This is a genomic window from Synechococcus sp. Lug-A, from assembly GCF_024345655.1.
GTDB lineage: Bacteria > Cyanobacteriota > Cyanobacteriia > PCC-6307 > Cyanobiaceae > MW101C3.
In genome coordinates this window covers 1-19,433 of record NZ_JAGQBN010000015.1, presented here as the reverse complement: position 1 = coordinate 19,433, position 19,433 = coordinate 1, and the positions used below count along the sequence as shown (strand labels likewise).

Annotated in this window: 20 protein-coding genes and 1 pseudogene; 9 read left to right on the top strand and 12 right to left on the bottom strand. The window is 68.8% G+C overall.

From position 1 onward, the window contains the following. Window positions 1-96: 96 nt before the first annotated feature. On the bottom strand, window positions 97-345 hold the full coding sequence (locus KBY86_RS11655) for a hypothetical protein (protein WP_094513077.1): 249 nt from the start codon (window positions 343-345) through the stop codon (window positions 97-99). Window positions 346-658: 313 nt separating this feature from the next. On the opposite strand from KBY86_RS11655, the gene polA reads away from it, so the two are divergent. Both polA and cysS read left to right on the top strand, forming a co-directional pair. Further along, the gene (gene polA / locus KBY86_RS11650; RefSeq protein WP_261347575.1) at window positions 659-3,769 is read left to right on the top strand and encodes a DNA polymerase I; all 3,111 of its coding nucleotides are present in this window, start codon (window positions 659-661) and stop codon (window positions 3,767-3,769) included. A 105-nt stretch (window positions 3,770-3,874) separates the two neighbouring features. Further along, on the top strand, window positions 3,875-5,359 hold the full coding sequence (gene cysS, locus KBY86_RS11645; protein WP_255141173.1) for a cysteine--tRNA ligase: 1,485 nt from the start codon (window positions 3,875-3,877) through the stop codon (window positions 5,357-5,359). Between the two features lie 93 nt (window positions 5,360-5,452). Here the strand turns inward: cysS and KBY86_RS11640 are convergent, their stop codons facing one another. Further along, window positions 5,453-5,671: a hypothetical protein gene (locus tag KBY86_RS11640; protein ID WP_094513074.1), complete on the bottom strand. Its 219-nt coding sequence runs from the start codon at window positions 5,669-5,671 to the stop codon at window positions 5,453-5,455. Window positions 5,672-5,776: 105 nt separating this feature from the next. On the opposite strand from KBY86_RS11640, the gene KBY86_RS11635 reads away from it, so the two are divergent. Together KBY86_RS11635 and KBY86_RS11630 are read left to right on the top strand one after the other, a co-directional pair. Then, on the top strand, window positions 5,777-7,018 hold the full coding sequence (locus KBY86_RS11635; protein WP_255141172.1) for a 1-deoxy-D-xylulose-5-phosphate reductoisomerase: 1,242 nt from the start codon (window positions 5,777-5,779) through the stop codon (window positions 7,016-7,018). After that, window positions 7,015-7,407 (top strand): ferredoxin, encoded by a 393-nt coding sequence (locus KBY86_RS11630; RefSeq protein WP_094513072.1) that lies wholly within the window; start codon window positions 7,015-7,017, stop codon window positions 7,405-7,407. Before KBY86_RS11635 ends, KBY86_RS11630 begins: the two co-directional genes overlap by 4 nt. Here the strand turns inward: KBY86_RS11630 and KBY86_RS11625 are convergent. Genes KBY86_RS11625 through KBY86_RS11615 form a run of 3 tightly spaced genes read right to left on the bottom strand, consistent with a single transcriptional unit; the run spans window position 7,386 to window position 9,327 of the window. Then, window positions 7,386-8,429: an alpha/beta fold hydrolase gene (locus KBY86_RS11625; protein WP_255141201.1), complete on the bottom strand. Its 1,044-nt coding sequence runs from the start codon at window positions 8,427-8,429 to the stop codon at window positions 7,386-7,388. The genes KBY86_RS11630 and KBY86_RS11625 overlap by 22 nt on opposite strands. A 14-nt stretch (window positions 8,430-8,443) precedes the next feature. Continuing rightward, window positions 8,444-9,151 carry an SDR family oxidoreductase gene (locus KBY86_RS11620; RefSeq protein ID WP_255141171.1) on the bottom strand — a complete coding sequence of 236 codons (708 nt, stop codon included), beginning with the start codon at window positions 9,149-9,151 and terminating at the stop codon, window positions 8,444-8,446. After that, entirely contained in the window at window positions 9,151-9,327 is a 177-nt protein-coding gene (locus tag KBY86_RS11615) for a hypothetical protein (RefSeq protein WP_198948295.1), read from the bottom strand. Before KBY86_RS11615 ends, KBY86_RS11620 begins: the two co-directional genes overlap by 1 nt. Before the next feature lie 160 nt (window positions 9,328-9,487). On the opposite strand from KBY86_RS11615, the gene KBY86_RS11610 reads away from it, so the two are divergent. Next, window positions 9,488-11,059, top strand: coding sequence for a DEAD/DEAH box helicase family protein (locus KBY86_RS11610; RefSeq protein WP_255141170.1), 1,572 nt, complete (start codon window positions 9,488-9,490; stop codon window positions 11,057-11,059). A 39-nt stretch (window positions 11,060-11,098) separates the two neighbouring features. Here KBY86_RS11610 and infA read toward each other — a convergent pair whose 3' ends face one another. After that, window positions 11,099-11,368: a translation initiation factor IF-1 gene (gene infA / locus KBY86_RS11605; protein WP_094513069.1), complete on the bottom strand. Its 270-nt coding sequence runs from the start codon at window positions 11,366-11,368 to the stop codon at window positions 11,099-11,101. Between the two features lie 1,043 nt (window positions 11,369-12,411). On the opposite strand from infA, the gene KBY86_RS11600 reads away from it, so the two are divergent. Then, entirely contained in the window at window positions 12,412-13,092 is a 681-nt protein-coding gene (locus KBY86_RS11600; RefSeq protein WP_255141169.1) for a pseudouridine synthase, read from the top strand. 22 nt (window positions 13,093-13,114) lie between these two features. Here KBY86_RS11600 and KBY86_RS11595 read toward each other — a convergent pair whose 3' ends face one another. From KBY86_RS11595 to KBY86_RS11580, 4 genes are all read right to left on the bottom strand, one after another. Further along, window positions 13,115-13,330: a hypothetical protein gene (locus tag KBY86_RS11595; RefSeq protein WP_094513068.1), complete on the bottom strand. Its 216-nt coding sequence runs from the start codon at window positions 13,328-13,330 to the stop codon at window positions 13,115-13,117. A 553-nt stretch (window positions 13,331-13,883) separates the two neighbouring features. Beyond that, window positions 13,884-14,846, bottom strand: a complete 963-nt coding sequence (locus KBY86_RS11590) for an NAD(P)H-binding protein (protein ID WP_094513067.1) — start codon at window positions 14,844-14,846, stop codon at window positions 13,884-13,886. Between the two features lie 64 nt (window positions 14,847-14,910). After that, window positions 14,911-15,009: a cytochrome b6-f complex subunit PetM gene (petM, locus tag KBY86_RS11585; protein WP_094513066.1), complete on the bottom strand. Its 99-nt coding sequence runs from the start codon at window positions 15,007-15,009 to the stop codon at window positions 14,911-14,913. An 18-nt stretch (window positions 15,010-15,027) separates the two neighbouring features. Continuing rightward, complete coding sequence (locus KBY86_RS11580; protein WP_399221467.1) at window positions 15,028-16,062, bottom strand: N2,N2-dimethylguanosine tRNA methyltransferase; 1,035 nt, start codon at window positions 16,060-16,062, stop codon at window positions 15,028-15,030. A 111-nt stretch (window positions 16,063-16,173) separates the two neighbouring features. Between KBY86_RS11580 and KBY86_RS11575 the strand changes: the two genes are divergently transcribed. Both KBY86_RS11575 and ilvN read left to right on the top strand, forming a co-directional pair. Next, on the top strand, window positions 16,174-17,112 hold the full coding sequence (locus KBY86_RS11575; RefSeq protein ID WP_315855862.1) for an alpha/beta fold hydrolase: 939 nt from the start codon (window positions 16,174-16,176) through the stop codon (window positions 17,110-17,112). Window positions 17,113-17,183: 71 nt separating this feature from the next. After that, a complete protein-coding gene (gene ilvN, locus KBY86_RS11570) occupies window positions 17,184-17,714 on the top strand; it encodes an acetolactate synthase small subunit (protein WP_094513065.1) in 531 nt (176 codons plus the stop codon). Window positions 17,715-17,720: 6 nt separating this feature from the next. Here ilvN and KBY86_RS11565 read toward each other — a convergent pair whose 3' ends face one another. Together KBY86_RS11565 and KBY86_RS11560 are read right to left on the bottom strand one after the other, a co-directional pair. Further along, entirely contained in the window at window positions 17,721-18,431 is a 711-nt protein-coding gene (locus KBY86_RS11565; protein WP_094513408.1) for a peptidylprolyl isomerase, read from the bottom strand. Between the two features lie 5 nt (window positions 18,432-18,436). Beyond that, a complete protein-coding gene (locus KBY86_RS11560) occupies window positions 18,437-19,048 on the bottom strand; it encodes a photosystem I assembly protein Ycf4 (RefSeq protein ID WP_255101309.1) in 612 nt (203 codons plus the stop codon). 259 nt (window positions 19,049-19,307) lie between these two features. On the opposite strand from KBY86_RS11560, the pseudogene KBY86_RS11555 reads away from it, so the two are divergent. Then, a pseudogene (locus KBY86_RS11555) lies at window positions 19,308-19,433 on the top strand (photosystem II D2 protein (photosystem q(a) protein)); the annotation flags it as partial.

The window sequence follows — 19,433 nt, the reverse complement described above, 5'->3', positions numbered from 1 at the left end:
CTCTGCGCGGCGTGAGCACGGTGGCGACTGCAGACCTCCGGTGCGGGAGGCCCCGGGCCTGTTCAGGCGGGCTGGGACGCGCTGCAACCATGGGGATCATCGGGAAGCGAATTCCGGCACGATGCGGATCCCCACCACAGAGCTGGGACGCAGCACCAGGTATTCCCCTTCAAGGTCGTTGATCGGCACATTCACGAAGGCATCGCCGTTGCTGCCGTTGAGCACGCCGCCGTACCACTGCTGGAACGCGTCGAGCGTGGCGAAATGGATGATCTGCTGGTGACCGCCGAGCAGCAGCAGATGAATGGTGTAGCGGCGGGGTTGGCGTTGGGATTGGGAGTCCATGGCGTGCGCGTGCGGGAAGCGACCGGTGGCTCCGCAGGAGACGGCCGTGGGCCACAGCCCCGGGGGCTGGCGGAAATCTAAAGCGCCCGACGAAGCATCACTCCTGGATGCATCGCACGTGCAGACGACGGGTCACCGCAAGCGGTGGGCGATTGGGAGGATCGGGTCCGGCAGGCCGCCCTGTGGTGGTTCCAGATGGCAGGCTGAGGCGCAGCTGAGGGTGGGGCAGGACGTGGCCAAGGCAACGAAGAATTCGGCTGAGAGTGGTCCGGCTGAAGCAGGTTTGCCTGGGAGTGGTTCACCAGAGAATGGTTTGCCTGGGGCCGGCCCAGCCCCCAACGCTCCGGCCGATCACCGGTCGGTGGGGGAGCAGCGGCCCCTGCTGCTGCTCGTGGACGGCCACTCGCTGGCCTTCCGCAGCTTCTATGCCTTCGCCAAAGGCGGTGAAGGGGGCCTGGCCACCCGCGATGGTGTGCCCACCAGCGTCACCTATGGCTTTCTCAAGGCTCTGCTCGACAACGTGAAGGGCCTCACCCCCCAGGGCGTTGTGATCGCCTTCGACACCGCTGAGCCCACCTTCCGCCACAACGCAGACGCCGCCTACAAGGCACACCGCGACGAAGCGCCCGAGCACTTCTTCACCGACCTGGCCAACCTGCAGGAGATCCTTGCCGGCGCCATGGATCTGCCGCTGTGTATGGCGCCCGGCTACGAAGCCGATGATGTCCTCGGCACCCTCGCCAACCGGGCCGCAAACGACGGCTGGCGGGTGAGGATCCTGAGTGGCGATCGCGATCTGTTTCAGCTGGTGGATGACGAGCGGGACATCGCCATCCTTTACATGGGGGGAGGACCGTACGCCCGCAACGCCGGCCCGCAGGTGATCCGCCGGGAGGGGGTGATCAGCAAGCTCGGGGTGACGCCGGAGGAGGTGGTGGATCTCAAAGCGCTCACCGGCGACGCCAGCGACAACATCCCCGGCGTCAAGGGTGTGGGCCCCAAGACAGCCATCGTGTTGCTGCAGGCCCATAACACCCTCGATGGCATCTATGCCGCCCTCGACCAGCAGAAGGGAGCGCTCAGAGCCAAGCTGGAGGCCGACCGGGACAACGCTTTCCGCTCGCGCATGCTGGCCGAGATCCTCGTGGACATCCCGCTGCCGAGCGAACCACGCCTGGCCCTCGGGTCCCTCGACCGGGACGCCCTGGCCCAGCGGCTCGAAGAGCTGGAGCTGCACAGCCTGGCCCGCCAGCTGGAGGCCTTCGAACGGGTGTTCTCCGGAGCTGCAGCCAGCGGCCGCGCGAAGGCTCAGACCACAACACCCAGCAGCAAAGCCAGCGGAACGGCCAGCGCAGAACCCGCCGCGGCCACCCCCTCAGCATTCGCCGGTGAACCAGCGGAAAGAGGCGGCCACGGCCAGGAGCCACGGAGCAGCAGCTCGGCTTCAGGCGACCACCCGCCTGCCGGCGCCGGGGGGCCTGAATCTCTCGCTGGCTCCCTCCTGCCGGTGCTGGAGCCCCAGCTGATCGCCACCACCAGCGCGCTGGCGGCCCTGGTGGAGCGGCTTCTGGCAGCCACAGATCCAACGGCACCGATCGCGCTCGACACCGAAACCACCGCACTCAACCCCTTTCAGGCGGAGCTCGTTGGGGTGGGGCTGTGCTGGGGAGACGGGCCTGCCGATCTGGCCTACATCCCGATCGGACACCAGCCCGCAGTGGCCGAACCCGCCGCCGATCTGCTCACGGCAGCGGAACCAGCGACCGACGCCCCTTCCCAGCTGCCGCTGGCGGCGGTGCTCACCGCGCTGGCTCCCTGGCTGGCCAGCACGGCCCATCCCAAGGCCCTGCAGAACGCCAAGTACGACCGGCTGGTGCTGATGCGCCACGGGCTGGAGCTGGGCGGCGTGGTGATGGACACCCTGCTGGCCGATTACCTGCGCGACGCCAACGCCAAACATGGCCTGGAGGCGATGGCCCTGCGCGAGTTCGGCTTCAGCCCCACCGGCTACACCGACCTGGTGGCGAAGGGGCAGACCTTCGCTTCGGTGCCGATCGCCGCAGCCGCGCTCTATTGCGGCATGGACGTGCACCTCACCTGGCGCCTGGGCCGGCTGCTGCACGAGCGGCTGCAGGCCATGGGGCCCCGGCTGCTGCCGCTGCTCGCCCAGGTGGAGCTGCCGCTGGAACCTGTGCTGGCCCAGATGGAAGCCACCGGCATCCGCATCGACACCGCCTACCTGGCCGAACTCAGTGCGGAGCTGGGGGAGCAGTTGCACCGCCTCGATGGTGAGGCCAAGGCAGCGGCCGGCGTTGATTTCAACCTGGCCTCCCCCAAGCAGCTGGGGGAACTGCTGTTCGACACGCTCGGGCTCGATCGGAAGAAATCCCGAAAAACCAAGACCGGCTGGAGCACCGACGCCGCCGTGCTCGAGAAGCTCGAAGACGACCATGCGGTGGTGCCGCTGGTGCTGGAGCACCGCACGCTCAGCAAGCTCAAGAGCACCTATGTGGATGCCCTGCCGCTGCTGGTGGAGGCGGAAACGGGCCGTGTGCACACCGATTTCAACCAGGCTGTAACCGCCACCGGCCGCCTGTCGAGCAGCAACCCCAACCTGCAGAACATCCCGATCCGCACCGAATACAGCCGACGGATCCGCAAGGCCTTCCTGCCCCAGGAGGGCTGGCACTTGATCAGCGCCGATTACTCCCAGATCGAGCTGCGCATCCTCACCCACCTCTCCGGTGAGGAGGTGCTGGTGGAGGCCTTCCGCAACGGCGATGACGTGCATGCCCTCACCGCCCGCCTGTTGCTGGACACCACCGAGGTGAGTGCCGCAGAGCGGCGACTGGGCAAGACGATCAACTTCGGCGTGATCTACGGCATGGGTTCCCAGCGGCTGGCCCGGGAGACCGAACTCAGCCCCAGCCAGGCCAAGGAGTTTCTCAGCAAGTACAAGCAGCGCTATCCGAAGGTGTTCGCTTTCCTGGAGCTGCAGGAGCGGCTCGCCCTCACCCAGGGATACGTGGAAACGATCCTGGGACGGCGGCGGCCCTTCCCGTTCGATCGCAATGGGCTGGGCCGCTTGCTGGGCAAGGATCCCTTCGAGATCGATCTAGAGGTGGCGCGGCGGGGCGGCATGGAGGCCCAGCAGTTGCGAGCCGCAGCCAATGCGCCGATCCAGGGCTCCAGCGCCGACATCATCAAGCTGGCGATGGTGACGCTGCAGCGCACCTTGGAGCAGCAGGCACTGCCGGCCCGGCTGCTGTTGCAGGTGCACGACGAACTGGTGCTTGAGGCAGCCCCTGAGGCCCGTGAGCAGGTGATCGCCACCGTGAAGGCCACGATGGAGCAGGCGATTCAACTGAGCGTGCCTCTGGTGGTGGACACCGGCTGGGGTCCGAACTGGATGGAAGCGAAGTAGGCAAGGCCGGGGCGAACAGCTCCACACAGTCGGCGGCCTAGGTTCGCGCACACGGCCCCTGGCCACCCTCTGCCTTTCTCCTCCGGCCCCGGGCCGGCATGCCCCTTGACCCTGCGGCTCACCAACACCCTCACCCGCCGCCTTGAGGCCTTCGAGCCCCTGGTGCCGGGCCAGGTGTCGATCTACTGCTGCGGAGTCACGGTCTACGACCTCTGCCACCTGGGGCACGCCCGCAGCTACATCGCCTGGGATGTGCTGCGCCGTTATCTGCAATGGCGGGGTTATGCGGTCACCTTCGTGCAGAACGTGACCGACATCGACGACAAAATCCTGGCCCGCGCCGCCGCCGAAGGCAGCTCGATGGAGGCGGTGAGCGAGCGCAACATCCGCGAGTTTCAGGCGGACATGGACGCCCTGGGGATCCTGCCGCCCGACCGTCTGCCCCGGGCCACCCGCTGCCTCGACAGCATCCGCCGGATGATCGCGGAGCTGGAGGCCAGCGGCGCGGCCTATTCCGCCGATGGCGACGTGTATTTCTCGGTGCTGAAGAAGGCCGACTACGGCAAGCTCAGCGGCCGCAGCCTCGACGAGCAGCAGGAGGGGGCCAGCGGCCGCATGGGCGAAGCGGAAGAGGCCCGCAAGCAGCACCCCTTTGACTTCGCCCTCTGGAAAGGAGCCAAGCCGGAGGAGCCCAGCTTCCCTTCCCCCTGGGGGCCGGGGCGGCCCGGCTGGCACATCGAATGCTCCGCGATGGTGCGCCAGGAGCTAGGCGACACGATCGACATCCATCTGGGCGGAGCCGATCTGATCTTTCCCCACCACGAAAACGAAATTGCCCAGTCGGAAGTGGCCACCGGCCAGGCGCTGGCGCGCTTCTGGCTGCACAACGGCATGGTGAACGTGGGCGGCGAGAAGATGAGCAAGTCGCTCGGCAACTTCACCACGATCCGGGCCCTGCTGGACGGCGGCACCACACCGATGACCCTGCGCCTGTTCGTGCTGCAGGCCCACTACCGCAAGCCGCTCGACTTCACCGCCGCCGCGCTGGAAGCGGCGGCCACCGGCTGGAAGGGGCTCAATGCGGCCCTGCTGGTGGGGGATCAGCACGCCGCCTCGCTCGGCTGGGCTGCCGCTGCCACCGGGATGCCCCCCCCAGCCGACGCTGACCCTGCAGCTCCGCTGGGCGAGGCCCGCCAGCGCTTCATCGACGCGATGGACGACGACCTCAACACGTCCGCCGCCCTGGCGGTGCTGTTCGAGCTGGCGCGGCCCCTGCGCTCGCTCGCCAATCGGCTGGAGCGGGGGGATGCCGCCGCCGCCGACTCAGACGAGCTGCGAGAACGCTGGCTGCTGCTGCAGGAGCTCAGCACCGTGCTGGGTCTGGTGGCGGAGCGGCCCGCCGCAGGAGCGGCAGCGCCCGGCGCGGACGGACCCAGCGAAACCGAAATCCAGGCGGTGATCGAGGCCCGCCGGCTGGCCAAGGCCAGCAAGGATTACGCCACCGCCGACGGCCTGCGCGACCAGTTGCGCCGTGCCGGCATCGAGCTGATCGACCGCCCCACCGGCCTCACCGAGTGGATCCGGAAGTAAGCGGCCCCGAACGCCTACGGCATCGGAATCGGCAGGCTTGAAATGGGCCCGCTTGGGATCGGCTGGCCCGGCTCCATGGTCAGCTGGAGCGGCTCAGGAATCAGCTGGCGGTGTGGGCCCTTTGCCCACCATCAGCTTCTCGATCTTGCGGATCCGCCCCAGGGTGGTCTGCCACACCTCCTGACGGAAGGGGTCGTCGGCCGGGCAGGCGGCCACCAGCGCCTCGATGTCCTCCTGGCGCTCGAAGGCGTCCCAGAGCTCCCGCTCCAGGCGGGCCCGCTCGATGAAGTTCCAGCGCTTGAGCCAGAGCACGGAACACCGCGGCAAGTGCGTTCAGTGTGACGCGCTGCAGACCCAGGCCGTCTGCCCTGCAGCTGGCAATGGGAGACTGGCGCCCTGCAGCGTCGGGCCGTTCTGATGAAAGCGATCAGCGTGCTGGGCTCCACCGGCTCGATCGGCACCCAGACCCTGGAGCTGGCCGAGGAATTCCCCGATCGCTTCAAGGTGGTGGGGCTCACCGCCGGCCGCAACCTGCCCTTGCTGGTGGAGCAGATCGTGCGCCACAGCCCCGAAGTGGTGGCGTTGGCCGAGGGGGAGCTGCTGGCTGAGCTGAGCGCACGGCTCGATGCCCTGCCGAAGGAGAGGCAACCGCTGCGGCGCCCTGAGCTGCTGGGCGGCAACGAAGGGCTCTGCGCCGTTGCCGCCTGGGCCAGCGCCGATCTGGTGGTGACCGGCATCGTGGGCTGCGCCGGGCTGCTGCCGACCCTGGCGGCGGTGGAGGCAGGCAAGGATCTGGCTCTGGCCAACAAGGAAACCCTGATCGCCGCAGGGCCGGTCGTGCTGCCGGCGCTGAAGCGCAGCGGCAGTCGCCTGCTGCCGGCCGATTCGGAGCATTCCGCCATCTTCCAGTGCCTGCAGGGCACCCCCTGGGCCGACACTGCCCGCCTCTCCACCGGCGTTCCCACCCCGGGGCTGCGCCGCCTCCAGCTCACCGCCTCGGGCGGTGCCTTCCGCGACTGGCCGGCCGCCGATCTGGCCAAGGCCACCGTGGCCGATGCCACCAGCCACCCCAACTGGAGCATGGGGCGGAAGATCACGGTGGATTCCGCCACCTTGATGAACAAGGGGCTGGAGGTGATCGAAGCCCACTACCTCTTCGGCCTCGATTTCGACCACATCGAGATCGTGATCCATCCCCAGAGCATCATCCACTCGATGGTGGAGCTGGTGGATTCGTCGGTGCTGGCGCAGCTGGGCTGGCCCGACATGAAGCTGCCGATTCTCTACTGCCTCAGCTGGCCGGAGCGGCTGGAAACCCCCTGGCGCCGCCTCGATCTCACCGAGGTGGGCACGCTCAGCTTCCGCGCCCCCGACGGCGCCAAGTATCCGTGCATGGCCCTGGCCTACGCGGCCGGCCGCGCCGGCGGCACGATGCCGGCGGTGATGAATGCCGCCAACGAGCAGGCGGTGGCCCTGTTCCTGGAGGAACGGGTGCACTTCCTCGACATTCCGAAACTGATCGAACAGGTCTGCGACCGCCACCGGGCCGACCTCAGCGCCGCCCCCTCGCTCGCTGACGTGCTGGCCGTTGATGCCTGGGCGCGCCAGGCCGTGCGGGAGGCCGCCGCGGCCACCGGCCGCACTCTGCTGACCGCATGAGCAGCGGCATCCTGCCGGCGTCAGCCGGCGTCGAGCGCCACCTGCTGCTCTGCGCCACCCCCACCAAGGCCCTGTGCGGTGATCCGGCGGTGGGAGCCGCCAGTTGGGCCCTGCTCAAGCGCCTGCTGCGCGAGCGCGGCCTGGAGGACCCGGGGCGCCCCCAGGGGGTGGTGCTGCGCTCCAAGGCCGACTGCCTGCGCGTGTGCGAAGGCGGGCCGATCCTGCTGATCTGGCCGGAAGGCCTCTGGTACGGCGGTGTGACGCCGGAGCGGATCGAGCGGATCGTGGACGACCACCTGATCGCCGGCCGTCCCATCGACGACTGGGTGATTCGCCGCACGCCGTTCGCCCCCACCGCCACCGGCGTTCAGGGGCTCCCCTGCACCTGATCCAGCAGCCAGCGCGTCACCAGCAGATCCGACCAGCTGCCCCCCGGGCCGTGGAAGCCGTTGTGGCCGCCCGCCTGACTGAGCACGATCTGCAGCGGTGAGGCCGGCGTGAGCCGCTCCTGCAACGCCACCGCGGGGGCAGCGGGCACCCATGGATCGTCGAGGGCATGCACCAGCAGCAGAGGGGGCAAAGGCCGCGCTGGAGGTTCTCCCGCCAGGCAGCCCTGCAGCAGCCAGAGCGGACTGGCGCCCGCGTAGTAGGCCTCCACCGACTCGAATCCCCAGCGCGGCGCGGTGATCAGGGCGTCGAAGGCGCGGATCGACTCCACCGCCTGCAGCTGGCTGCGCTGCCCGTCCTGCAGGCCACCGGGATCGGCCAGGGTCTGCTGGCGCAGGCGCTGCAGCAGCCAGCGCTCGTACAGGCGGTTGCGGGGCCGACCGATGGCGGCCGAACTGCTGGCCAGATCGATCGGGGAACTCACGACCACCAGGCCGTCCAGCAATCCCGGGGCGGAGGCGTCGAGCAGGCCATTGAGCAGCACGGTGCCGCCGAGCGACAGCCCCACCCCCAGCAGAGGGCGGCCGGCGGCGAGGCTGCGGGCCTGCCGCAGCGCCGGGATCAGATCGCGGTTGCAGCGGGCGGCGTAGGTACCCCGCGCCAGGCTCCGGCCCGCTCCCGCGCCGCGCAGGTTCAGCCGCAGCACGGCAAACCCCGCCTGCCGCAGGACATGCGCCAGCCGCAGCAGGCCGATGCTGCGGCTGGAGCCGCCCAGCCCATGCAGCAGCAGCACGAGGGCGTGGGGGCTGGCGGCGGAACCGTCGGGGCCAGCAGCGGGGGCATCAAGGCAGCCGAGCAGGGCTTCGCCTCCGGGCAGCGCCAGCGGCACCGCCTGGGCCGACTCCGCCGGTAAGCGCTCTGGACGCAGCGTGTCGCGCAGGGTCTGGAGATCGGCGCCCCACCAGGGCGCCCGGGGCTGGAAGGGCGGCACGCCCAGGTGATCCAGCAAAGCCGCAGCAGTCAACGTCAACGGGGCGATCAGGCGCGCGCGGGGCTGGCGCCGGCCGCCCCCTCCAGCCACTGGGCCAGGGAGCTGGGCGGCAGGTCCTGGCTGCTGGTGATTTCGATGAGACGACCGATGGAGGCGGGCGCTTCGACGGCATCGAGGCAGACGCGCGCCACCAGGCGGCGGGGAATGCTGTTGCTCTCCTGCTGATCCGGACCGCTGAAACGCAGCCCTTCGCTCTCGAGACCCTCCTCGCTTTCGCGCAGCCCACCGGGGCGGATCACGGTCCAATCCAGGCCGCTGCTCTCCAGCCAGCGCTCGCCGACGCGCTTCCAGATCAGGATCAGGCCGAACAGGTTGAGCGGGTGAAACAGCCGGCCGCTGCAGAGCGAGCTCACCAGCACCACGCGCTTGACCCCGGCGGCGCGGCAGGCGGCGATCTGGCTGCGGATCGCCAGCGCATCCACCTGCAGGGGACCGGTCAGGTCGATCGACGGGCGCGCGCCGGTGGCGATCACCAGCGCCTCCACACCGGCGAGCGCCTGCTGCAGGGCGCTCTGGTCGGACAGTTCCAGCCGGATCAGCTCCGCCCCTTCCAGTCCTTCAGGGACGCTCGAGCCCGGCCGCAGGATCGCCCGCACCGAACAACCACGGCGGCGCGCTTCCTGTACAACACGCCAGCCGGTCTTGCCGGAGGCACCAGTGACGGCCAGCAGTGCCGGAGTGGAGGGGAAGGGCATCAGAACAACGGCAGCAATTCCTGTTCCAGGCAGCGGGCCTGCACCACCGAGCCGAGATGGCGCAGCAGACGGACCCGCAGGATCACGGGGTCGATGTCGCACTCCTGCTGGAAACAACCCTCAAGGTGCTCACGGAGGAGGGGTTCCGGCAGACCGGACTCGGGGAACTCTCTCATCGGTGCCTCAACGGCGCGGAGAACAGCGGGGGCTGCAGGTCCTGGGGGGATGGCCTGAACGTAGGGGCGGAAGCGGGAAAAACCCTGGGAACAAACCCCCATTCTTTCCGCTCAGGCAGCCACAGCGAGGGGCGGCACAATGGCGCCACCGCAGGGAACCGTGGCCGCACCCTCCTTCGATCTTGGCAGGCGTGCCCCAGGCACCGCCACAGCCGCATCCGGAGCGGCGTCAGGAGCAGCGTCGGAAGCGGCGTCCGGCCCGGCCACCGGCGGCGGGCTCAGGCCGCGCCAGTGGCAACGCCAGCTGATCGACTTGATGCGGCGGCGGCTGGTGCTCGCCGGGCCGCAGGGCGAAGACGTGCTGGTGCATGCCGGGCCCGGAGCCGGCAAGACCCTGGGGGCGCTGCTGGGGTTCCAGCGCCTGCTGGCGGAAGGGCGGCTGAGCCATTTCCTGGTGTTCTGCCATCGCCAGTCGATCGCCAGCCAATGGCGCTCCTCCGCCGCACGCCTGGGCCTGGAGCTGGGGGAGCTCGATCTCGAAGCGAGCGCTGCAGGCGAAGGCAGTGGCAGTAGCGGCTGGAGTGGGATGGTCCCCGGCCAGGGGCTGCTGATCAGCTACCAGAGCGCGGCCCGGCACCGGCTGCAATTGGAGCGCGAGCTGGCGGGCCTTCAGGCCGGCAAGGTGCTGGCGATCGCCGATGAGGTGCACCACCTCGGCCTCGATCCCGACGATCCGGAAGCCACCGCCTGGAGCCATGCCTTCGGCCGCCTCAGCCGGAACTGCGTGATGCGCCTGGGGCTGAGCGGCACTCCGTTCCGCGCCGACAACCTCGGTTTCAGCGCCTCCCGCCGCATCGCCCGGCGGCAGGAGGGCGTGATCGTCGAGGAGATCGCCCCCGACCTGAGCGTGGAACCGCGCCAGTTGATTGATCAGGGGGACGTGCGGCCGCTGGAGTTCCGCTTCCAGGACGGTTGGGTCGACCACGGCCAGGCCAGCGCCGATGGGGCGCTGGCGGCAATTGAACTGGAGCGTTCGCCCCTTTCCGCCGAGCACCGGGAGAGCTGGCGCGCCCGCAACCTGCGTCGGGCGATCCGCCTGGGGGATCCCAGCAGCATTGCCCTGCGGGTGCTGCTTCAGGCGAGGCGCAAGCTCGAAACACTTCGCAACACCGACCATCCCGAGGCCGGCGGCCTGGTGATCGCCCGCGACATCGCCCATGCCCGCGGCCTCTCCGGACTGCTGGAGGAACAGGGCGACCAGGTGCTGCTGGTGCATTCGCAGGATCCGGAGGCGGCCCAGCGGCTGGCGGACTTTCGCGCCGGTGGCGCCGACTGGCTGGTGAGCATCGACATGTGCGCCGAAGGTTTCGATGCCCCCCGCGTGCGGGTGGTGGCCTACCTGACCACCGTGGTCACCCGCAGCCGTTTCGTGCAGGCGATTACGCGGGCCGTCCGCGTCGATGGCCAGCGGGCGGAACAGGAAACGATCCCAAGGCACCCCTCCTATGTGTATGCGCCCGCCGACCCTTTGCTGGTCAGCTATGCGCGCACCTGGTCGGTGGCAGAGCCCTATCTGATCCAGCCGAAGCCCATGCCGGAGGAGCCCGGGGCCGCGGCGGGTGGACGCGCGCCTGGGTTGCCGCTGGAGGCCCTGCGCGATGAAGCCGGCGAGGTGATCCGGCTGCGCGGGCCCCAGCTGCCCGGCTTCCTCCACACCCGTCAGCGCGCCTGAAGCGGTGGGCACGCAGGTTGGCGTGTCAGCGCAGGGGTTTCAGCGGCGGCGCGGGCCGCCCGGACGGTTGCCACCCGGGCGCGGGCCCGTGGCACCGGCGTTGCGTTCCCGGTAGGTGATGCGGCCACGGGTGAGGTCATAAGGGCTGATCTCGACCAGCACCTTGTCACCGGCCAGCAGCTTGATGCGGAACTTGGTGAGCTTGCCTGCAGCACGGCACAGGCACTGGTGGCCAGCGGGCTGATCGAGGGTCACCAGGTAGAAACCATTGCCCTGTTCCTTCTCGATCACGCCCGAGGTTTCGATCATGCGGAGCGGGTGCTCAATCTGTAGGAGAAGGCACAGCTTAAATTGGCGCCTCTCCCCCCCCTCCAGGCCGGCCCCTCTCCACACCGGTAAGCAGCGCAACTCCTGAACCACAAGCTGAGCATCACGCCTGAGCCAGCAGAGTGCCCGCCCTGCGCCAGCTGAGCAGTGCCCCCGAGCAAGCCACACCGGCAACAGGCCCTACCCCCAGCAGCATCAGACCCAAACCTCAGTGGCACGCAGGCCGAAACCCCGCCGACCCTGCCACCACAACGCTGTCGCCCCCCAACCCCTAGGGTCTGCGATCGCTCCGGGGCCAAGCCTTGATCGTTCCTTCCCTGTCCCTCGATCTGGGCTTGCTGCTGATTTCCATCGGCGCAGTGAACCTTTGGCGCGCACGCCGCAGCGCCAGCTGAGTGGCGCTGAGCCTGCCTGCGCAATCCAGCTTGCTGCCTGGATCTGCCTCAGGCCAATGGCTGGGCTGGTTCCGCATCGGAAGGCTGGCTGAACGGGGTGGAGCCACATGGGACTGGGCTCCTCTGGGTGGATCACAGCCGCCGGGGCCCGGTCAGTGTTTGGCTCGCGGGCCCGATCTGATTGAGTTCCGAAACCAGAAATGAACTCCGGCAGGTTGCGCCAGATGGGGGCCAGTGCCATGGCTTGCCTGGCGGCATCAGCCAGCTGGTTCAAGCCAGCTCAGGAGCCTGTGAGGCACTGCCTACCGGCTTTGAGCTTCCGTCTGCCGCCCGCAAGCCTTGGAGCTGAGGACTGGAAGCTGTCTCCATCAAGCTGTCGCCTTCCTGCAGTGGCCATCAAGCAGTTGTCATCAAGCAGAGGGCTCCAAACTGTCCCCTACCAGCTTTGATCTGCAAGCCATGGCCTTCCTGCGGAGGTCCATGGCAATGGACTCCATGCTGTGGCCGTTCTGCTGTGGCCGATCTGCTGTGGCCTTCGTGCGGTGGGCTCCATGCTGGTGCCTGAGGCCAGAGGGCGACACACACCATTCCACCCCAACCACCGCCACCAACAGCTAACGAGCAACGACCGTGCCCACCCTGCTGTTCCACAAGCCCTACGGCGTTCTCAGCCAGTTCACGGCAGAACCGGGCAGCCCATGGGTGCACCTGGCAGAGTTCATCCCGGTGCGGGAGGTCTACGCCGCCGGACGGCTGGATGCCGACAGTGAGGGACTGCTGCTGCTCACGAGCGTGGGCCGCCTGCAGCAACGGCTCACCGATCCCCGCTGGGGACACTGGCGCCGCTACTGGGTACAGGTGGAAGGGGAGCCCACCCCGGCCGGGCTGGCCGCCCTGCAAGCGGGGGTGACCATCCAGGGCCAGCGCACCCTGCCCGCCCGGGCCCGGCTGCTGGCGGATCCCGGCCTGCCGCCACGGGATCCACCGATCCGTGAGCGGCGCGCCATTCCCACCAGCTGGCTGGAACTGGAGCTGCGCGAGGGGCGCAATCGGCAGGTGCGCCGCATGACCGCGGCAGTGGGATGGCCCACCCTGCGGCTGATCCGCACCGCCATCGACCTGATGGACGGTCAGCCGCCGCTGGATCTGATCGACCTGCCGGCCGGCCAGTGGCGCCCGGTGAGCCAGGCAGAGGAGGAACGCCTGCAGCGGCTGCTCCTGCTTGCTTCCGCCAAGAGCGACGGTCACGTCCGAGGGCGAGGCGGACGGGCCGGTGGCGGGAAATCCGGGCGCAACGGCGGTGGCGGATAGGGAGGCTTGGCATCCATGCCGCTCAGCCAATCACCTGTTGCAGCTCCCGCACCGTTTGCAGTTGGCCGTAGTAGTAGTTCGCTCTGGAGCGCCGATCGGGATCCTCCAGCGCGTCGAGGGCATCAAATCCCAGGCTCTGCCACAGCTCATGGCCGCAGGCACGGTTCAACTCCTGCACCGATTCCTGCTCCAGGTTGGCGAGACGCCGCTGCAGGTTCTTGATCTGAGCAATCGACATGGGGCGAACAGGGCCGGGGGGTGAAAGAGGCAGGAAGCGGGGGAGAGACCCAGCAGGGGGGCCGGAGAGGCGCGGCAGGAACTGAGAAGTGACGAGGGAGAGGCTGGGGAGGAGGAGCCCAGTGGACAGGGAGCAGCCTTGCAGCGGATGGGCAGCAGGGAAGCGACTGGGGGAAAAGAAGCAGGAAGTGAAAGGGGGCGAACTGGAGCCGGCGTCAGCGGACCAGCCCCCTCAGCCAATGTCCGCCCCATCAGCCACTGCGCCGCCTCACTCCACCACTGGCCCACTCACACAACCACTGGGCCGCCTGATTCAGCCACTGGACTTCCTGCTTCAACCACTGGGGCTCCTCCAACCCTTCAAACGGCCTCCCCCATTCTCCTGCCATAGTACAGATGAACTTACCCCAGCTGTATCACCCAGCCAGGCTTCCGGGTCCGCGATGTGGCCAAAGCCTGGGAACAATTCCAACCGCAGCCATGGACGGCCATGGCCAGACAGGACAGACAGAAAGACGCGGCCAGACAGTCAGGTGCGGCCAAGCGCCTGAAGCTCAGAAGGGAAGCTTCTTCTTGGCGCTCTTGTCGAGATCGGCCTCCATCTCGCGCAGACGCCGCAGGATCGTGTCGTAATACTCCTTGAGGTAGTCCTCCAGGCGGGTGGTAGCGGCCGGGTCCAGCCCGAAGGCGGCATAGCTCTCCTCCATCGGTGCCTCCAGGCTCTGACCACCCCCTGTCACGTCGGCGAAAGCCAGCCGTTCAGCCACCTGCACCCCGGGCTCGAAGAACGACGCCAGACCCTGCATCAGACGGATCAGGAAGGGCCGCACACGGAACACGCGAGCCGATCGCCCGCTGTAGCGCTCGCACAGCTGGGTGACTTCCCCGGTGTTCCAGGCCTTCGGCCCCACCACAGGAAAGGACTGACGGATCGTTTCGTCATGGCTCAGGGCCGCCACCGAAAACCGGGCTACGTCCTGGGTGTTCATGTAGGCGATCGGCGTGGGCGTTCCGCTCACCCACACCGTCTGGCTTTCGAGCACCGGGATGGCGAACTGACCGATCACCCCCTGCATGAAGGCCACGCAGCGCAGGATCGTGTAATCCAGTTGGGAGGCCGCCAACAACTGCTCGGTGCAGTACTTGATATCCATCAGCGGCACGTTGCGGTGCTGCGCCGCCTCCAGCAGCGACACGAACACGAAGCGCTTCACGTTGGCCGCTTCGCAGGCCCGCACCAGATTGAGCTTTCCCTGCCAGTCGATCGTGTAGATGCCGGCACTGTCGGTGGGGCGGGCGGTGGCCGCATCGATCACCGCTTCCTGGCCCTCAAGGGCGTAGGCGAGGCTGTCGGGTTCCAGCAGGTCACCACGGGTGAGCTCGCAGCCCCATTCCTGCAGGAACGAGGCCTTGCGAGGGGAGCGCACCATGCAACGCACCTGATGCCCCTGCTCCAGCGCGTGCCGGGCGATCTGGCGGCCGAGAGTTCCTGTGGCGCCGACGACCAGAACCTGCATGAACCACCGGTGGATAGGGCGCTGAGCCTAAAGCTGAGGCAGGGGGCGACGCGCCGCAGGCGGCTCAGTCTTTCTGCAGCTTGAGCAGCAGGGCACCGCCGGCCAGACCCACCGGGATGAGCACCCAGAAGATCGCCGCGATGCCGAAGATTTCAGAGGCCATGGCCCATTGGGAAAACGGCTACCTATTTAGCGCCCCGGCCCGTTCGAGCACCAGTGGCCAGGGGGCATCGGTGCGGAACTGGCCGGGCATCACCCCACTGACGCAGGCCTCCCATCCCTGGTTGTGCAGGTCTGCGAGCAGTGCCTGCAACCGCGGCGGACCGCCCCCCAGGCGCCGGCCCAGCTCGGCCAGGGGCCAGCAGCGCGCGGGCAGGCCCGCGTCGGCGGCGAGGCTGCCCAACAGGCGGGCGGCGGCACGGCAGAGCGAAGCATCCTCCGCCGCAGTGGCAGCACGGATCGCCGTGAGCGTGGCGGAATCCTGCAGCGGACCGATCCAGAGCGGGCCACTCACCGCCAGCGCGGCCGCAGGCTCGCAGCACACCTGCCACTGGCGCAGGCGCAGCAGGCTCTGCACCTGCTGCTCACCGCAGCGGTGGCAGTGCGCCAGCAGGCCGAGCTGCCGTTCCTCGCCCGCCAAGGGCCGGCGCAGGATCCGCACCGCCGTGCGGAACGTGCGGCCCTCACTGAAGCTGAACACCGGCTGCAGGCCCCGCCCCATGGCCCAGGCCGTGCGGGCGACCACGCCCAGCTGCAGGCGCAGCGCCAGCTCCCAGCTGGCCGGGTGGGCCCGCGCTGCCGCCCCCAGGGTGCGCACGGCGGCAGAGCGGTCGTGGCCGGTGGGGGAGCGGCCATCGGTGCTGGCCACGTAAAGCACACCGCCGAAGGCCACCGCCTCCAGCGCCAGCGGCAACAGGGGTGTGGGACAGCCGAAGGCGTCGAGATCGACGAGCTCGAAGCGCTCCTGCCGCTGCAGGCAACCCGCCAGCAGCTGCTGGGCGGTGAGGGCGGAGCAGCGCAACTCCACCCCCACGCGATCCGCCAGGGGGGCAAGGTTGGCGTGCAGCAGCGGCTGACGGTCCGGGTCAGCGTCGTTGGCCCACACCAGCTGAGCCGGGCTCTCCTGGCCGTACCGCAACGCCCGGATGCCGCAGCCGGTCATGAGGTCGAGCACCCGCAGGGGGCCCGCCAGGCTGAGCTGGCGCGCCAGCAGCACCCCCAGATCACGGGAGGGCCGGGATTCCGGCCGGAAGAACCCCTGACCCGTGCACAGCGCTGCTGAAGCTTCGCAATAGTGAGAGGTGTCTTGCGTGAACCCGCTCCGTTGGTGACATCCCTGGGCCAGCCTGTCGCAACGGCCGGACCCGACTGGGGCCGCGCGGCGGTGTGGCGATGGCGCGGGCTCGACTGCCACTGGCGCGTGCTGGGCGATCCGGACGGGCCACCACTGCTGCTGCTGCATGGCTTCGCCGCGGGCAGCGGCCACTGGCGGGCCACCGCCGGCCCACTGGCGGCCACCGGCTGGTGCGTCTATGGCCTCGATCTGATCGGCTTCGGCGCCTCGGCCCAGCCGGCGATGCGCCTCGACAACCGGCTCTGGGCCCGTCAGGCCCAGGGCTTTCTTGAACAGGTGGTGCAACAGCCGGCCGTGCTGATCGGGCACTCGCTGGGTGGGCTGGTGGCACTCAGCTGCGGCGTGTTTTTTCCCGCCTGGGTGCGGGGGGTGGTGGCTGCACCGCTGCCGGATCCCACCCTGCTGATGCCCGTGCCGCCGCGGCGGGCGCCATGGCAGCGCTGGCTGCAGCGCCGGGCGGTGGTGTGGCTCTGCCGGCTGCTGCCTCTGGAGTTGATCGTGCCCCTGATCGCCCGCACGCCGCTGCTGGATCTGGGCATCCAGTCGGCCTACAACTCGCCGGTGATCGGCGACAGCGCCCTGCACCAGCTCATCGCCCGTCCGGCACGTCGCCCCACCGCCGCCTGGGCCCTACGCGGCATGAGCATCGGTATGGCGCTGCGCCCCCGTGGAGCCACCGCAGCGGTGCTGCTACAGCGCCTGCGCCGGCCGCTGCTGGTGCTGTGGGGGGAAGCCGATCGGTTGGTGCCGATCGAGGTGGCCGCCGAGATGCGGAAGCTCCGGCCCGACCTCGAACTGCACAAGCTGGAGGGGGTGGGCCATTGCCCACACGACGAAGATCCCGCCACGGTCGATCGCCTGCTGCAGGCCTGGCTGCGCCGTCTGCCACCCCGGCCCGAGGATCCCCGCTGAGCGCCCGGCCCTGAGGGCCGTGAGGCCAGCGCGTAATTTGGGAAGCTGATCGCCTGCTGTGCCCGCCGGGAATGAAGCACACCCTCTCGGTGCTGGTGGAGGACCAATCCGGTGCCCTCAGCCGGATTTCTGGATTGTTCGCCCGCCGCGGCTTCAACATCGAGAGCCTGGCGGTGGGCCCGGCCGAGCAGCGGGGCGTATCGCGCCTCACCATGGTGGTGGAGGGCGACGATCGCACGCTCGAGCAGATGACCAAGCACCTCAACAAGCTGGTCAACGTGCTCAACGTGATCGACCTCTCCACGATTCCTGCTGTGGAGCGCGAACTGATGCTGCTGAAGGTGGCGGCGCCGGCCGAGAGCCGAGCCGCCATCCTGGATCTGGTGCAGGTGTTCCGCGCCAACGTGGTGGACGTGGCCGACAACGCCCTGATTCTTGAGGTGGTGGGCGACCCGGGCAAGCTGGTGGCTCTCGAGCAGATCCTCGAGAGCTACGGAATCCTCGAAATCGTGCGCACCGGGAAAGTGGCCCTGGAGCGGGCCTCCGGTGTGAACACCGCCTACCTCAAGACCACCGCCTCAGAGAAACGGGTGCCGGCCTGAGGCGCCTCAGGGCTGACCCTTCACCAGGGTGCCGCCCTCGATCACGCTGGCCTTCACCAGCTTGTCTCCCTGCTGGATGCGGTCCACCACGTCCATGCCCTTCACCACGCGGCCGAACACGGCGTAGCGGCCGTCGAGCTCGGGAAGCGGCCGCAGAGCCACGTAGAACTGCGCACTGGCGGAGTTGGGGTCCTCGGAGCGGGCCATGGCGATGGCACCGCGCTCGTGCACGAGCCGCAGCTGCGCTGCATCCGCCGGATCGGTGAGCTGCTCGCCGTAGCGAGGCGTGGCCTTGCCCTTCATGCCGAGTTCCAGCGGAATGAAGCGGGGCTGACCGGTGCTGGGGTCCACGAAGCTGCCGGTGCCGAACAGCTCGGGACTCACGCCGGGGGTGGCGCTCTGGGGGTCACCGCCCTGCACCACGAACGGTGTGGGCTGGTTCACCACCCGGTGAAAGACAGTGTTGTTGTAGGTACCGCGGCGCACCAGGTCGACGAAATTGCCGGCGGTGAGCGGGGCATCGGCGCCATTGAGCTCCACGACCACATCGCCGCGGCTGGTCTGGAGCGACACCACGGCCTTGCCGCTCAGGCAGGGGCTGGCGGCAGAGGCACAACCGAGAGCGGCCTGGCTCTGATCGCTGCCGCAAGCGCTGAGGCCGAAGGGTGTGAACAGCAGCAGGCTCACCAGAAGGGTGCGGGTGAGCGAGAACGCCATCGTGTTCATACGCCCTCCAGAGGCACCTTCAGGAAGCGGGCGAGTTCCGCGCCGCTCTGCTCCAGCTCGGCCAGAGGCAGCGGTTCGCCCACCCGGGTGAGGGGCAGGTCGCGGCGCCCCTGCACACGCAGGGCAAGACGACGGCGCGGGTTAAGGCCGTCGCGCACGTCCACCTTGACGGCCTGAATCTCGCGCAGGGGCAGCTCGAAGCTGATCAGGCTGCGGAAGCCGCGGCGGCTGATCGTGGCCGTGCCGCTGCTGCGATCAAAGCGGTTGGCACCGGCGCCCACGTCGATGCTGATCACGCTCCAGAGATAGAGGGCGAGCAACAGGGCTGCCACGCCATAGGCCCCCATCACCAAGCCCTGTGGAACCCAGGCAAGGCTGGCGGGGTGCCCGATCGGCAACAGATCGATCCCCAGCCGGCTCGAGAGGCTGGTGAGCAGGAAGCCAGCGCCTCCAGCACTCACGGCCGAGGCCACCAGCAGGTTGGAGAGGCGCCGGGATCCCTGCACCGACTGCTCAAGCACATCGGCGGGATCGCTGGCGCGGGGAGCTGGACTGGCGGCCGGGTCGGGGCGCGGCGGAGTGCCGGCGGAGGAAGAAGCCGGGGGCATGGGAGCGGGGGTGGTGGCGGAAGACTTGCCATCCTCGCCTCCGTGCCGCGAGGCTGTGGAAAAGCGAAGACGGGACCAGCGAAAAGGTTGCTGGGTTCGGCACCATGCCGCCGCCGCTGGGCAATCAGAAGAATTGCTTAAGAACGCTGGCTGCGGCAAGGGTGTCAGCCCATTTCGGGCTTCCTCGCAGCGGTGGGTTTCGTTGTTACGATCCTGCGGTATCCCTCAGCTTGGCGGGATTTCCGCACTTTTTCTTCCCATGACGATTGCTGTAGGGCGCGCGCCTTCGGCTCGGGGATGGTTCGACGTCCTCGATGACTGGCTCAAGCGCGACCGCTTCGTGTTTGTCGGCTGGTCCGGTCTGCTGCTGTTCCCCACGGCCTAT

Excerpts from the sequence above, each read along its gene's own strand:
- KBY86_RS11655 (WP_094513077.1), bottom strand. The coding sequence starts at position 345 with ATGGACTCCCAATCCCAACGCCAACCCCGCCGCTACACCATTCATCTG.
- KBY86_RS11635 (WP_255141172.1), top strand. The coding sequence starts at position 5,777 with ATGAAAGCGATCAGCGTGCTGGGCTCCACCGGCTCGATCGGCACCCAG.
- KBY86_RS11630 (WP_094513072.1), top strand. The coding sequence starts at position 7,015 with ATGAGCAGCGGCATCCTGCCGGCGTCAGCCGGCGTCGAGCGCCACCTG.
- KBY86_RS11620 (WP_255141171.1), bottom strand. The coding sequence starts at position 9,151 with ATGCCCTTCCCCTCCACTCCGGCACTGCTGGCCGTCACTGGTGCCTCC.
- KBY86_RS11615 (WP_198948295.1), bottom strand. The coding sequence starts at position 9,327 with ATGAGAGAGTTCCCCGAGTCCGGTCTGCCGGAACCCCTCCTCCGTGAG.
- infA (WP_094513069.1), bottom strand. The coding sequence starts at position 11,368 with ATGATCGAAACCTCGGGCGTGATCGAGAAGGAACAGGGCAATGGTTTC.
- KBY86_RS11595 (WP_094513068.1), bottom strand. The coding sequence starts at position 13,330 with ATGTCGATTGCTCAGATCAAGAACCTGCAGCGGCGTCTCGCCAACCTG.
- KBY86_RS11590 (WP_094513067.1), bottom strand. The coding sequence starts at position 14,846 with ATGCAGGTTCTGGTCGTCGGCGCCACAGGAACTCTCGGCCGCCAGATC.
- petM (WP_094513066.1), bottom strand. The coding sequence starts at position 15,009 with ATGGCCTCTGAAATCTTCGGCATCGCGGCGATCTTCTGGGTGCTCATC.
- ilvN (WP_094513065.1), top strand. The coding sequence starts at position 17,184 with ATGAAGCACACCCTCTCGGTGCTGGTGGAGGACCAATCCGGTGCCCTC.
- KBY86_RS11565 (WP_094513408.1), bottom strand. The coding sequence starts at position 18,431 with ATGGCGTTCTCGCTCACCCGCACCCTTCTGGTGAGCCTGCTGCTGTTC.
- KBY86_RS11560 (WP_255101309.1), bottom strand. The coding sequence starts at position 19,048 with ATGCCCCCGGCTTCTTCCTCCGCCGGCACTCCGCCGCGCCCCGACCCG.